Genomic DNA, 14,301 nt, shown 5'->3' with positions numbered 1-14,301 from the left:
GGGAGGTACAATAAAAAATGAGTTTACTAGCCTTGAAGAAAAGCAAGATTATAAGACGATCAAAGGAAGATAAGGTTTTCGATATAATTAATATTATTCTAGTTGCGATTATTCTAATATTGGTAATTTATCCTTTGTACTTTATCGTAATTGCCTCTATCAGTGATCCCAATATGATATACGACGGGAAGGTATGGTTATTACCTAAAGAAATTACCTTTGAAGGGTATGAACGAATTTTTAGAGATAGCAAGATTTGGTTGGGCTATATGAATTCAATCATCTATACGGTTGTGGGAACAATTATAAATGTATCTTTTACATTAATGGCTGCTTATGCATTATCAAGGAAAGATTTGTATGGAAGAAACGTGATTATGTTTTTATTTCTCATGACGATGTTTTTCTCAGGTGGATTAATTCCAACCTATTTAGTTGTAAAGAATTTAGGCTTACTTAATACAATGTGGGCATTAATCTTACCAAAGGCTGTAGCCGTATGGAATGTTATTGTTGCTAAAACATTTTTTGAGACTTCCATTCCTAACGAATTATTAGAAGCTGCAAAAATGGATGGATGTTCGGATGTCAAATTCTTTTGGAAGATCGTCCTCCCATTATCAAAACCGATTGTCGCTGTAATGGTTTTATTTTATGCTGTAGGACATTGGAATTCATACTTTGATGCATTAATTTATTTAAACAATGAAAACTTATATCCACTTCAATTAATTTTACGAAATATCTTGGTTCAAAATCAGGCATCCACAATGATGATTAGTGATCTGGACTCATTAGCTGCGAAACAAAAAATTTCAGAGTTAATTAAATACGGTGTGATCATTGTAGCTTCCATCCCGCTTTTAATCGTATATCCATTTGTACAAAAGTATTTTGTAAAAGGGGTTATGATCGGCAGTATTAAAGGCTAATAGAAAAGATCAACGATAAGGGGGTGATGGGAAGCGTAAATGTTAGTTTGCCATCCAATTTCTATCAAAAGAGGAGGAAAATAAATGATTAGACGAATTAAAAAAAGTATGCAGAGAAACAAGAAGAAGATAATGACAATAACATTGACTTTAGGATTAAGTGTTTCACTAGCTTTGACAGGATGTGCAAGCAAGGATTCAAAGACCACGGAGAAAAAAGAAGAGGTTGCCTTTAATAAAACAGGTTTACCGATTGTCGACAAAGAAATCACGTTAAACTTTGTTTCACCAAAGGCAGCTCTTGCACCTGACTATTCGGAAATGGTCATTTTTGACCGTCTTGAAAAAGCAACGAACGTTCACATTAAATGGAATAATATCCCTGGCGATGGATATCAAGAAAAGAAAAATTTAATGCTGGCAAGTGGCGACCTGCCAGATGCGTTCTATGCGTCAGGCTTTTCAGATCATGACCTTGTGCAATATGGTCAGAACGGTACCATTATACCATTAGAGGATTTAATCGACAAATATGCACCTAATTTAAAGAAGGTATTTGAGCAAAGACCAGAGTTGAAAAAAGTTGTAACAGCACCAGATGGACATATTTACTCACTGCCGCGCGCGGAAGAAATGGATCTTATTGGAATGCCAAATATTATGTTCATTAATAAAACATGGTTAGATAATCTTGGTTTGCAGATGCCGACTACATTAGAAGAATACCATGATGTGTTAAAAGCATTTAAAGAAAAGGATCCGAATGGAAACGGAAAACAAGACGAAATTGGTTTGACTTTCTGGTATAACGGTTGGACCGGTAATGAAGGAGATTTAATTGGATTATTTGGGCTGCCGGATTCTCCTAACGATGCTGATCACCGTATTGTGAGAGATGGGAAAGTCCTCTATGCGGCTGTACAACCAGAGTTTAAAGAAGCGATCCAATATTTTAATGGCTGGGTGAAAGAAGGATTAATTGATCCAGAGGTTGTAACACAAAAGGTCGAGCAACTGTTTGCAAAAGGTAAAACACAAGATCCAACATTAGGTTCTTTCATATGGTGGGAGAATACAGAAGTGGTTGGACCTGATCGAGTTAAAGATTACGTAGTTTTACCCCCATTAAAAGGGAAAGATGGTAAGATTGTAATTGGGCGTTCGAATTATTCTGAATATGGAAGAGATGCCTTCGTCATTACATTAGCGAACAAATACCCTGAAATTACCATGCGTTGGGTCGACCAATTGTATGAACCAAAAATGTCAGCTCAAATTAACTGGGGTCCAATTGGTGAAATATACAAGGAAGATGCAAATGGGATGTTAGTGAATAAAGAGCTTCCTCCAGGTGTAGCAATGGGTGAATTACGACAAAAGGTGGCTCCGGGAGGACCGTTTGTGGTATTAAAAGAGTATTTTGGAAAATTTGTAGACATGGAGCCAAGAGCGAAGGAAAGATTACAAATTCTTGATGAATACTACAGACCATATATGGTAAAAGAAAATTACCCATTTATCTTCTTTAGTCCTGAAGAGCTGGAAATTATCAATACGATTGAACCGGAAATTAAAGCATTTGTGAAGCAAAAAGAAGCTCATTGGTTGATTGAAGGCGGAATTGAGAAAGAATGGGATGACTATGTTAAACAATTAGATGCCATGGGGCTTAATAAATTAATGGAAGTGTACCAAAAAGGATTAGACCGTTTCAACAAACAATAATTCAATAAAGAAAACTTGGCTTGTGACAAGCTTTTGGCGTAGGCAGAAGCCTTAGTTGCACTTATACTTTCTTAAAGTGATATAAAGCCAGACAAAATTATCGTCTGGCTTTTCTCTTCAAAAAAGATAATTTAATAACGGGAAATAGGATGATGTATATGTATGATGTAACTGCTTTAGGAGAATTATTAATCGATTTTACACCTTCGGGTCACTCAGAAAAGGGAAATATATTGTTTGAAACGAACCCTGGGGGTGCTCCTGCAAATGTACTTGTAGCACTCTCTAGATTAAATAAGAAAACAGCGTTTATTGGTAAAGTTGGTAATGATCAATTTGGTCATATGTTAAAGGGTGTATTACAGCATCAAAATATCGATACAGGCAATCTTTTATTCTCGGAAAAAGTAAATACAACACTGGCTTTTGTTCACTTAGATGAAAACGGTGAACGTTCCTTTAGTTTTTATCGAGATCCAGGTGCTGATATTATGCTAGAGAAGGATGAAATTAATGAAGAGATTATAAAACAATCACGTATCTTTCATTTCGGTTCATTATCTCTAACAAATGAGCCAGTAGCCACAGCAACTTTTACGGCTTTACAATATGCAAAGAAAAATAACATATTAATCTCGTATGATCCGAATTTACGTATTCCTTTATGGAGATCCCTTGATGATGCAAAAAGACAGATATTAAAGGGGTTTGAATATGCAGATATTGTGAAACTGTCTGAGATAGAACTAGAATTTTTAACTGGTTATCGTGATGTGTTAAAAGGAACAGAAGTTTTACAGGAACAGTATGGTACATCCGTTATCTTTGTAACGTTAGGATCAGAAGGCTGCTTTTATCGATCCAAAAAGGTATATGGAGGAAAAGAAGGATTCCAAGTCAACGTTGTAGATACAACAGGAGCTGGAGATGCCTTCGTTGGTGGTGTATTATATAAAATTCTTGAAATGAATAAACCTTTAGATTTGTTAAATCTATTTGAATTTGAAGAAATCGTCACTTTCGCTAATGCAGTAGGAGCACTAACTACAGAAGGAAAAGGTGGAATTCCCAGTATACCAACATTGGAGCAAGTGAAAGTGTTTTTGAATAGAGAATAACAACTTATTCTCTAAAGAAATCAATTTCTTATTATAGAGGAAAGGAACAAAGAAATGAATAACATCCAAGAAAAACAACAGTATTATACAGAAAAATATCGTCCTCAGTTTCACTTTTCACCTGAGAATCAATGGATGAATGATCCGAATGGTATGGTATTTTATAATGGGGAATATCATCTTTTTTATCAATACCATCCCAATGGAACAACGTGGGGACCAATGCATTGGGGGCATGCTGTAAGTAAAGATCTTGTTTGTTGGGAACACCTTCCGATTGCGTTGGCACCTGACGAGCATGGGATGATCTTTTCAGGAAGTGCCGTGGTAGATTGGAATGATACGAGTGGTTTCTTTGAAGGAAATCCGGGATTAGTAGCAATATTCACTCATGCGGATACCTACCCTGATTCTGAACGTCCGAGACAAAGGCAAAGTCTTGCCTATAGCAAGGACAATGGACGTACTTGGGTAAAATATGAAGGGAACCCTGTTATTACAGAGGGAAATATCACAGACTTCAGAGACCCAAAAGTGTTCTGGCATGGTGAAACAAACAAATGGGTCATGATTTTAGCTGCGGGTCAAACTGTTAGAATTTATACTTCACCGAATTTAAAGACATGGGAGTTTGCGAGTGAATTTGGAGAAGGGCATGGATCCCATCAAGGAGTTTGGGAGTGTCCTGATCTCTTTGAATTACCTATTGATGGAAATCTTGATCAAAAAAAGTGGGTTTTATTTGTCAGTATCGGTGATGATCCAAATTACGAAGAAGGTTCAAGAACTCAATATTTTATTGGGGATTTTGATGGAAAGACATTTATAAATAATCATTTGCCAGAAACGACTCTTTGGATTGACCATGGACGTGATAATTATGCGGGTGTAAGCTGGTCTGATATTCCAACTGAAGACGGTAGAAGAATATATATAGGGTGGATGAGTAATTGGCGCTATGCCAATGTAACCCCTACAAAAGAATGGCGAAGTGCGATGACGATTCCAAGAGTACTTGGACTAAAGTCTACAAAAGAAGGTGTTCGTCTCGTCCAAACCCCGATTCATGAATTGCAGTCTCTTCGAGAAGAAAAGATATCAATACAAAACGAAGAAATTGTACCTGGAGAAAATCTTTTGGCAAATGTGAATAGCAACACATTTGAAATTATTGCAGAATTTGAAATAGAAACCGCAACAGAATTTGGATTTAAAGTTTGTAAATCAGATGGTGAAGAAACGATTATCGGATATAACAAAGAAAATAAAAAAATGTTTGTAGATAGAACAAATTCGGGAGAAGCTAATTTCCATGAAGCTTTTGTAGGCAAACATGAGAGCAATTTAGGTCCACAGAATAATAAGATAACACTTCATGTCTTTGTTGATCGGTCATCAGTAGAAGTCTTTGGGAATGACGGGGATTTGGTCATAACGGACCTAATCTTTCCAAATGAAGAGAGTAAACAAATGGAACTTTATGCGAAAGATGGAAATGTTAAGCTGAATTCTTTAGAGCTTTATATATTAAAATCAACTTGGCGTTAATAAGGATAAAAAGGTGATAGGGGGATTTTTTGAATGAATGCTTTAAACAACAGGCTGTTTCACACATTGAATATAATAGTAGACTTATTTCTTCTTAATTTACTATGGGTCTTTGCTTCAATTCCTTTAATCACCTTTTTTCCAGCCACAGCAGCAATGTTTGGTGTTGTCCGTAGACGAATATTACAAAAGGAAACAGAAGGTATATTTAAAAGTTTTTTTAAAATGCTTAAGGAAAATTTCAAACAGAGCTTTGTTTTATCGATTTTTTGGAGTGTACTAGCAATTTTCTTATATTTTGATTATAGGCATATTAACCCAGCCAGTTCTGTTGTTCAACTCATTCTTTATATCATCTTAATTATTGGAATTTTGTTGTTTAGCTCCATATCCATTTATCTTTTTCCGATAATGGTCCATTTTGAACTAAGTTGGAAGCTGGTTATTCGAAACGCCTTTTTCTTCTCTCTAATGAACCCGGTTCTTACTGTGCTTTTATTAATTATTGTCGGGGCGGGTGTTACTTTATTATACATTTATCCTGTTTCCATCTTAATCATCGGCAGTCTAATAGCAAGTACAGTTTATTATTTATGTCAAATATGGTTCAATCAACTACTAAATATGAAGGAAATGAACTGAGTGTTTAATCAAATTTAAGTAATAGACAATATGATCCCGTGTAGTAGAAAATAAAGAAACGAGCCCAATTACGTGTCACAATCTATAAATAGATCAAGGCATATACTCCTATAGGTGAGGGAGAAGAAGCACAATCCCTAAAGAAATTGCGGATATCCAAAAGGAAAACCTACGGTTAAAACAGGAGATTGAAATCTTAAAAAAGACAATAACCATATTCGCAAAGGACGGATATAATTCTTTTTCTTTTTGAGTGGAGGCTACACAAAATGTTTCATCAGTAACTCCAAAGGATAATAAAGCTAACCATTTTGGTGTAGAAGAATATATCATTGTTTCTCAAATAAGTAAGAAGCAACTTCCTATTTTGCCTTTTCACCGAACACTTTCTACAAGTTGTTTATCTAACCGCAACGGTTCTAAACCTCTGTTAGTAGTAATAATTTGCCAACGGTTACCTCTATTCCTGTGTGGTACCGTTGGTATTTTTTATATCTTCAATGTCTGTCTTTATGATTTTTTCTTGTAACATTTATTAATATTATTAAAAAATATTTTCAAAATTTAGCAAAAGTAAGGTAATATTCCTTCAGTATAATTGGCTTCGAAAGGAGGGAAGGTTTAAAATCTTCGGGAGAGGTGATAGCAGTGTAGCAAACCAAAAAGGGATTTAACGTGAAAATTTCAGACGAAGGGAAAAACAGATTTGAGGCCCTGAAGGGCAAGAGTGTTTCCTAAATAAAAGTTAAGGAGGATAAATTTATGTTTGTGTTAAAAAATGAATTAGTAAAGATTACCATGGGTTTTATGGTTGCATCTATTCCGACCTTCATGACCATCATGCCTGTCAGCGCTGCAGATTTTCACCCCAATTCTGACCTAAAGGAGCATGCTGCAGCACAGATCACTGTCATGGAGGATGGGAAAACAAGACAAATATTAGTTGAACCAAGATCCACCGCACCAATAGATGAAGGACAAGTGGTAGATGAAGAAAGCACCGCACCAATAGATGAAGGACAAGCGGTAGATGAAGAAAGCACCGCACCAATAGATGAAGGACAAGCGGTAGATGAAGAAAGCACCGCACCAATAGATGAAGGACAAGCGGTAGATGAAGAAAGCACCGCACCAATAGATGAAGGACAAGCGGTAGATGAAGAAAGCACCGCACCAATAGATGAAGGACAAGTGGTAGATGAAGAAAGCACCGCACCAATAGATGAAGGGCAAGCGGTAGATGAAGAAAGCACCGCACCCGCCGGCCAAGAGAGTGTGCAAAATAGATTCTACAGCGGGCTCCTTAACTCATACGACAGATTACTGAGCATCTACGAACGGTTATTAGATTTTTTTGGAATGACCGCCACTAACTAATTTACTTTAATAACACAATATTACCAGTTCATGACGTCCGGCACAGGGAGTAGATTCCCGTCGCCGGGCGTTTAATGCTTCACCTTAATACGACATTAGCCATTCAGCAGATGCAACTAAAATTTCCCAGTCGTTGACAAAAAAACAATATAAGAGATATTATGGAATTTATAAAGGAAACGATGACAAGCTATTCTTTACTAAAAAAAGGAATGAGAAATTTATTTGCAGGTTAAATAATCTTGAAATCATAGAATTCTTTCTTTGTTTTGGCACACGGTTTTCCCTAGGTAAGCTTCATCTGGAAATATCAGGCAATTAAGAGGCGTCGGATGTGATTGGGAATACTTTAGATTCCAGAAGCCTTCCAGATGAAAAAAAGATGGCCGAGGAGGGGAAAATAATGTCTTATTTGGGTAAGGTTTTGGTAGTTGATGACGACCAAAACGTAATGGAATTGGTTAAGTTGTATGGAGAGAGGGAAGGTTTTGAAGTTATTGGGGTAAACGATGGTGACCTGGTACTGGCCACATTTGACAGAGAGAACCCTGATGTGGTAATACTGGACATCATGCTTCCGGGTATGGACGGGCTTACTCTTTGTCGTAATTTAAGGTTGTTACGCATGATTCCCATCATTATGCTTACAGCTAAGGGAGAAGAAGCAGACCGGGTTCTAGGACTGGAAATGGGAGCCGATGACTACGTCTCCAAACCTTTCAGCCCTAGGGAACTAGTCGCCAGAATCAAAGCGGTACTACGCCGTACCCAACAGGTTGACGTTACAACGAACTGGAAATTGAAATATCCGGAGCTGGAAATCCAGGCCGATATCAGAAGAGTTAAAGTTAATAATATTGAAATAGAAGTTACTCCCAGAGAATTCGATTTACTCTATCACCTGGCCCTGAATCCTCGAAGGGTTTTCACCAGAGAGGAGCTGTTGACAGCTGTATGGGGATATGACTACTTTGGTGATCAGCGTACAGTAGATGTCCACATTCGCAGGTTAAGGACAAAGCTAGAGCCCTTGCCCCATGAATATTTGACAACTGTTTGGGGTGTAGGATACCAGTTTACACCTCCTGTCAAAGGGAGGAGTGACTAAATCGTGAAAACTTACCTACAGCTAGGCAGGAAAAGACTTCAATTGGTAATCCATGCTCGAGCTGTGCGCAGATTCTTGCTTATTATTAAACGCATACTGCTAGAACAATTCAACAAAAATCTTTATACAAGAATATTATTTACTAATGTTACAGTGTTTATCTTTGCTTTGATTGCCGTGACGATGTTTTCTGTCTTTGTGGTTAAACAGGTAACCTATGATCAAATACAACAGGAATTGTTACGCAAAGCCAAAAGGGTAAATTTTGCCTTGCTCCAGCAAAAGGAACAGGCATGGGAAACTCCAGCAAGCAAACAAACAAGTGGTCAGTCTGATGCTCAACAGGACTTGTTAAAATTTCTGGCCGATAGCTTTGATGCTAGGATTACGGTCTTTGACAAGCAAGGAAAAATTTTGGGTACTTCAGCGGAGCAGGAAGTGGTACCTGGGAGTAAAGTAAATGCAAAATTCATCGAAATACTTACCAGAGGTGAAACTGAGGTTACCAGGACAATGGATAAGGAGACAGGGGAACTCACCTTTGTTGCCGTTGTCCCCATGGGAAACAATGAGGATGCCATTGAAAACGGCATCCTGCTGGAAACGAAGCCGACTAATCTCGACCTTGCTTTAAACAAAATGCGTTTTTACCTAGTTATCGGAGCGATAGTCATACTGGTAATTATTATTATCGTTTCCGTTTATCTCGCTATGTATATTTCCAGACCGATCTCTCGATTGGCTACCACCGTTGCAGAGATTAGCAGGGGGAGTTACGTTTTTAACGCTGATGACCAGCCTCTGGATGAAATCAATGTCCTTGCTAACCAGCTCAATAAACTGACGGTAAGACTACAGAAGATACAAGGCGAAAGCTACAGAATGGAAGAAGAAAGAGCCCGGCTGTTTGCGGAAATATCGCATGAGTTGCGTACCCCTCTTACTTCTGTTCAGGGCTTTGTTGAGGCTATCCGCGATGGTATGGTGCAAGACGAAGCGCTACAGGAGAAGTATTTGAACACGATTTATACTCAAACGGTGCATATTACCAGGTTGGTAGATGATATATTGTCATTAAGCCGCCTGGAAAGCGGGAATATAACCGTAGAAAAACTGCCGGTGGACTTGATCGCTCTCGCTCAAGGGGTGGTCATGTCCATGGAGGGTTTGGCCAATAGCAAAAATATCTCGATGGTGTTAGAGAAAAAAACAGAGAATGCTATCATGGTAGGGGACGTTGACCGGATGGAACAGATTATTAGGAATCTGCTGAAGAATGCTGTCAGAGCCACGGAGAATGGTACCATCAGGGTTAGCGTGGAATCCCGGCAAGATGAAGTGATACTAACCATTGAGGATAATGGTATTGGCATACCGCCTGATGACCTGCCGCACATTTGGGACAGGTTTTATCGAGTAAAAAACCAGCGCAATAGTAACATGCAGGAAAAAGGGACTGGTGATTGTGAAAAAGCTAGTTCAATTACAAGGCGGGAAGATAGATGTTGCAAGCCAATTAGGAAAGGGAACGACTTTTACCATCAGTTTTCCTTCTTTTACATCGAAATAGGTAATTTCCCTTATTAATAAAAGAAATACCAACGGTTACCTGCTATTGCTGTACGGAAAACCGTTGGTATTTCTTTTATTTGTAACAATTATTAACATTATCGCAAAGTATTTTCAATGTTTGGTAAAATCCAGTCAATATTTCTCCGGTATAATTGCCTGTGAAAAAGAGAAGGAATCTCCAAGGAGGTTTATACCTTTGTAGTAGGGTTGAGGGTAACAAAGGATACATAGTTAGGGAAAAGGCTTATGAAAGGAGAAATAATATGGTTTTAAACAAGGGATTTATGGTCATAATGGCAATTTTTGTATTAGGAGTTGTTTTATTGACTGGCTGTGTAGATAGCACCGGGGGAGAAACTGAGCTAGAGAGGGAAGCCGGGGTAACCGATTTCAGCGCTAGCGCCAACGAAGAGAAAGCAGTGGCTGGAGAAGAAGATGCTCCCGTTGACGAAGAGGAAGTGGGTGAGTCCCAGGCTATTGCTACTACCAGTGGTACGTTAAAGGCGATCAATGCTGTTGACGGTACAGTTACGATAGCTACCGAAAGTGATAATGAACTGGTACTTAAGATTACTAGCGGGAGCAAGATTTTTGTAAGCGAATCTCTTCCGCCTCTTACTCAATTAGATACTGTAATTGGTTCCAAAGTTAGCGCGGAGTACCATGCTGAGACAAAAACCGTGATGGTTATATATATCCAGGACTAGAGCAACATATCTCTTAAAAAAATTAAGAATAACACAAAAAGTACGCAGCATTAGCAAAGTGAAGGATACGTTTCCAACTCTAATTTTTTTAAGGATTCCCTTTTATTCTTTTCCCCTGTTGGAGTACCACCTGGAATACTGGAAAAACTTTCAACTTCTTTAAGCTTTACTCCTACATATTTGTTATGCTGGATGGGAATAATAAGCAGTACCCATAATTATTAAGGGCGAACATATTGGTACTATTATGTTGTACAAAAAAGATAGGAGTGAGGTATATTGTCTACAAAAATTATAATTAGTCCAGGAAAATATATTCAAGGAAATGGAGAATTAGCCCATATTGAGAACTACACAAAAAATTATGGCAGAAAACCTTTTATCATTGCCGATGAATTTGTTACAGGTTTAACAAAAGACATTGTAGATAAAAGTTATAAAGCAAACAATGCAGAGTATGTGATGGAATTATTTAAGGGTGAATGTTCAAAAGTAGAAATTAATCGTTTAAAAGCCCTAGCAGAAGAAAAGGGTTGTGATATGGTTGTTGGTATTGGTGGGGGGAAAACTCTTGATACAGCTAAAGCCATTGCGTTTTATATTGGTTGTCCGGTGATAGTTGTTCCTACAATTGCATCTACGGATGCACCATGTAGCGCCCTTGCAGTGCTTTATACAGAAGAAGGAACTTTTGATGAATATTTATTACTACCTACTAATCCGTCTGTAGTACTTATTGATACTCAAATCATTGCGGCAGCACCAGTGCGTTTATTGGTTGCAGGTATGGGAGACGCATTGGCAACCTATTTTGAAGCTAGAGCTTGTAAGCGTTCTAACGCAGTAACTATGGCAGGTGGTAATGTGACAGAAGGTGCCTTCGCTTTAGCAGAGTTATGTTACAAAACTTTAATTTCTGACGGCTTAAAAGCAAAATTAGTAGCGGAAAGTAAAATATCCAATAGTTCAGTTGAAAAAATTATTGAAGCGAATATATATTTGAGTGGTATCGGTTTTGAAAGTGGTGGTCTAGCAGCTGCACATGCTATTCATAATGGTTTAACTGTTCTTGAAGAGTGTCATCATTTATATCACGGTGAAAAAGTAGCTTTTGGTACATTAACACAATTAGTATTAGAAAATGCACCAATGGAAGAAATCAAAGAAGTGATAGAATTCTGTAAGAGTGTTGGTCTTCCAACTACTTTAGAGGATATGGGCGCACAAAACGTAACGGAAGAACAATTAAGAAAAGTAGCAGAAGCATCTGTAGCAGAGGGTGAAACAATTCATAATATGCCTTTTAACGTAACAGCTGATGATGTTTATGCAGCAATTATAACAGCTGATAAATTAGGAAAGTATTTTAAATAATAGCAGGACGAAATGCTATCCTTCTATCCGTATATAGGTTTCATCACAACAGAACGAGTGAGATAGTTTATAAGGGTAGTGGTCAATAAGCTGTATTCCTGGAACCACATCATGGTCAAATTCGCCTCGGCATTGACCTCACCTCATCAAAAAAAGTTAGAGATTCAAAAAGAGAAATTAAAAAATATGAGAGATCAACAAGGTGTTCCAGAAAACTTAAATACTATATTGTTAATAGAATCGCATGTTCATCCTTACCTTACTTTCCTACCTAAAAAATAAGTAGACCTCCCTTGAGCCTGACAGCTACGGAGGTCTAACTTCTGTTACTGTTATGCCGATCGCCCTTGATGGCAATCTATTGTATGGACCGTAGATGCTACCAAATGTCTATATGAATATGATTAATATACTCCTTCAGCGAATGTTTTGTATGTCCATCTTTTCCAACGGTTTTTTCTGCGCAGATGAGTGAGTTTAATATAGATTCTTCTACGGTCTCGGCAACTGCCTTAAAAACGGGATCTATTTTATTATCGTTTAAGACTTTGATTTCGTATATATCCTTTTCTGCATAATGGTTTACCTTATTTGAAGTTGTAAAGGCAATAACAATATCTCCACTTCCATTACCTATGAAAGAACCTGTTCTTGAAAGACCCACCACTGCACGTTTGCATACCCTTTTAAGCTGTCTTTCGCTAAGCGGTATATCTGTGGCAATTATCATAACAATAGATCCCCTGTCTTGTTCTTCATCACTTCTGGAAAGCAAAGATTTTATATTCTCACCTGCTTTAATTCCATTAATCAAAAGTTCTTCTCCTACTCCAAAATTTGATAAAACAAGGCTTCCAAGGATATAGTCTTTTCCATTAAGCTTTATAATCCTTGAAGAGGTACCCACGCCACCCTTAAGGCCAAGGCAGGACATGCCGGTTCCAGCACCTACAGAGCCCTCTTCAAATTCAACTTCTGCATTCATTATGGCATCTATCACATGGGATTTTTCTACCTTTCGTTTTCTTATATCGTTTAAATACCCATCGTTACACTCGCATACCACTGGGTTTATAGTACCGGTTGTATGGCCTATGTCATCATTGTTACTAAGCATATATTCTACAACCCCATCAAAGGCAGTGCCAACGCTTAAGGTGTTAGTTAAAATGATAGGAGTTTCAATGGTTCCCATTTCATCTATCTGAATTAATCCAATAGACTTTCCAAAACCGTTGATAACAAAGCTCGCAGCCATAACCTTTTCTCTAAAAAGGTTTCCACCATGGGGAAGAATGGCAGTTACCCCTGTCTTAATTTCGCTATCATTAAGTGTAACATTGCCAACTCTTATACCTTCAATATCAGTAATGGAATTTAGTTTGCCAGGTTGCATTCGGCCAATGGTTATACCATAATCTCTAATTCGCTTTTGTGACTTCACTATAATCCCACCTAATATGTATGTAATAAACGGATTCGCTTTATAAGGTCATCTACTATTTCTAGAAAAATTATCACATAAACTTGTCTTAAAAGATAGATTTATTTTATCTGCGATACACGAGTAGATATCCATATTTTTCATGTCTGAGTGATTTTAATGGAAGAACTCAATTATCAACTCAATGAAATAGCTAGATCTTTATTTACGATTAAATGAATTCATTGATTTCAACGGGAAGAAAATTCCAGCAAGTACTGATCTCTTTTCCTTATTTGCTAATTTGCCAGCAGATCAACTACTCAAGATAAGCCAGTAAATGTGGATACGCTCAGCCAAACTCTGAATCAGGTTACGATTAGTTGGCAAATGACTTTGGTAGCTCTTGGGATCAATCTTATCTCGATGGTCATTATAATGATGATTGCAAAGCGTTCTCAGAAGTATTTTAAACAGCAGCAAGTCCAGTTGCATACTTGTCTTAATACGCTGTGAATCGTAGGTCCCCTAGGCCACTAAACATCTCCAATGATCTTCTTTAGTGTATTTAGCTGTTTTTTCTTTTAAAATTTTGTATGCATCACTGTTCCCCCAACGTTGTTTTATTTTTTCATCGTACTGTTTTTGTTCTCCTTCTAAATGGTACAATGTTTCTTTGGGAGCTTTGTTGTAATTACTACGAAATCGTACAAAATGAGGAAGGTTTATACTGTAGAATGGATTTCTAAATTTAAGGGATAATAAATATGGAAAC

At 37.6% G+C, this 14,301-nt stretch carries 11 protein-coding genes; 10 read left to right on the top strand and 1 reads right to left on the bottom strand.

The features are described from left to right. Positions 1–17: 17 nt before the first annotated feature. From BEN26_RS03705 to BEN26_RS03665, 10 genes are all read left to right on the top strand, one after another. Positions 18–932: a carbohydrate ABC transporter permease gene (locus BEN26_RS03705; protein WP_069799025.1), complete on the top strand. Its 915-nt coding sequence runs from the start codon at positions 18–20 to the stop codon at positions 930–932. Between the two features lie 132 nt (positions 933–1,064). After that, entirely contained in the window at positions 1,065–2,657 is a 1,593-nt protein-coding gene (locus BEN26_RS03700; RefSeq protein WP_069799044.1) for an ABC transporter substrate-binding protein, read from the top strand. A 158-nt stretch (positions 2,658–2,815) separates the two neighbouring features. Beyond that, entirely contained in the window at positions 2,816–3,775 is a 960-nt protein-coding gene (locus BEN26_RS14045; protein ID WP_069799027.1) for a PfkB family carbohydrate kinase, read from the top strand. Between the two features lie 54 nt (positions 3,776–3,829). After that, positions 3,830–5,323 (top strand): glycoside hydrolase family 32 protein, encoded by a 1,494-nt coding sequence (locus BEN26_RS14040; protein ID WP_069799028.1) that lies wholly within the window; start codon positions 3,830–3,832, stop codon positions 5,321–5,323. A gap of 33 nt (positions 5,324–5,356) precedes the next feature. Continuing rightward, positions 5,357–5,965, top strand: a complete 609-nt coding sequence (locus BEN26_RS03690) for a YesL family protein (protein ID WP_069799030.1) — start codon at positions 5,357–5,359, stop codon at positions 5,963–5,965. A gap of 762 nt (positions 5,966–6,727) precedes the next feature. Beyond that, positions 6,728–7,342: a hypothetical protein gene (locus BEN26_RS03685; protein WP_181482178.1), complete on the top strand. Its 615-nt coding sequence runs from the start codon at positions 6,728–6,730 to the stop codon at positions 7,340–7,342. A gap of 403 nt (positions 7,343–7,745) precedes the next feature. After that, positions 7,746–8,450: a response regulator gene (locus tag BEN26_RS03680; protein WP_069801147.1), complete on the top strand. Its 705-nt coding sequence runs from the start codon at positions 7,746–7,748 to the stop codon at positions 8,448–8,450. A 3-nt stretch (positions 8,451–8,453) separates the two neighbouring features. Next, positions 8,454–10,037, top strand: coding sequence for a sensor histidine kinase (locus BEN26_RS03675; RefSeq protein ID WP_220126400.1), 1,584 nt, complete (start codon positions 8,454–8,456; stop codon positions 10,035–10,037). 143 nt (positions 10,038–10,180) lie between these two features. Then, complete coding sequence (locus BEN26_RS03670) at positions 10,181–10,729, top strand: hypothetical protein (RefSeq protein WP_181482177.1); 549 nt, start codon at positions 10,181–10,183, stop codon at positions 10,727–10,729. 279 nt (positions 10,730–11,008) lie between these two features. Then, positions 11,009–12,103: a glycerol dehydrogenase gene (locus tag BEN26_RS03665; protein ID WP_069801141.1), complete on the top strand. Its 1,095-nt coding sequence runs from the start codon at positions 11,009–11,011 to the stop codon at positions 12,101–12,103. 379 nt (positions 12,104–12,482) lie between these two features. Here BEN26_RS03665 and BEN26_RS03660 read toward each other — a convergent pair whose 3' ends face one another. Next, positions 12,483–13,547, bottom strand: a complete 1,065-nt coding sequence (locus BEN26_RS03660; protein WP_255421848.1) for a DmpA family aminopeptidase — start codon at positions 13,545–13,547, stop codon at positions 12,483–12,485. Positions 13,548–14,301 lie beyond the last annotated feature (754 nt).

It is taken from the genome of Tepidibacillus sp. HK-1, from assembly GCF_001748485.2.
Lineage (GTDB): Bacteria > Bacillota > Bacilli > Tepidibacillales > Tepidibacillaceae > Tepidibacillus_B > Tepidibacillus_B infernus.
The sequence above is the reverse complement of the archived record's forward strand: the minus strand, read 5'-3'. Positions and strand labels throughout refer to the sequence as shown.

What these genes read in the sequence shown, in the direction of transcription:
- BEN26_RS03705 (WP_069799025.1), top strand. Translation starts at nt 18, where the DNA reads ATGAGTTTACTAGCCTTGAAGAAAAGCAAGATTATAAGACGATCAAAG.
- BEN26_RS03700 (WP_069799044.1), top strand. Translation starts at nt 1,065, where the DNA reads ATGACAATAACATTGACTTTAGGATTAAGTGTTTCACTAGCTTTGACA.
- BEN26_RS14045 (WP_069799027.1), top strand. Translation starts at nt 2,816, where the DNA reads ATGTATGATGTAACTGCTTTAGGAGAATTATTAATCGATTTTACACCT.
- BEN26_RS14040 (WP_069799028.1), top strand. Translation starts at nt 3,830, where the DNA reads ATGAATAACATCCAAGAAAAACAACAGTATTATACAGAAAAATATCGT.
- BEN26_RS03690 (WP_069799030.1), top strand. Translation starts at nt 5,357, where the DNA reads ATGAATGCTTTAAACAACAGGCTGTTTCACACATTGAATATAATAGTA.
- BEN26_RS03685 (WP_181482178.1), top strand. Translation starts at nt 6,728, where the DNA reads ATGTTTGTGTTAAAAAATGAATTAGTAAAGATTACCATGGGTTTTATG.
- BEN26_RS03680 (WP_069801147.1), top strand. Translation starts at nt 7,746, where the DNA reads ATGTCTTATTTGGGTAAGGTTTTGGTAGTTGATGACGACCAAAACGTA.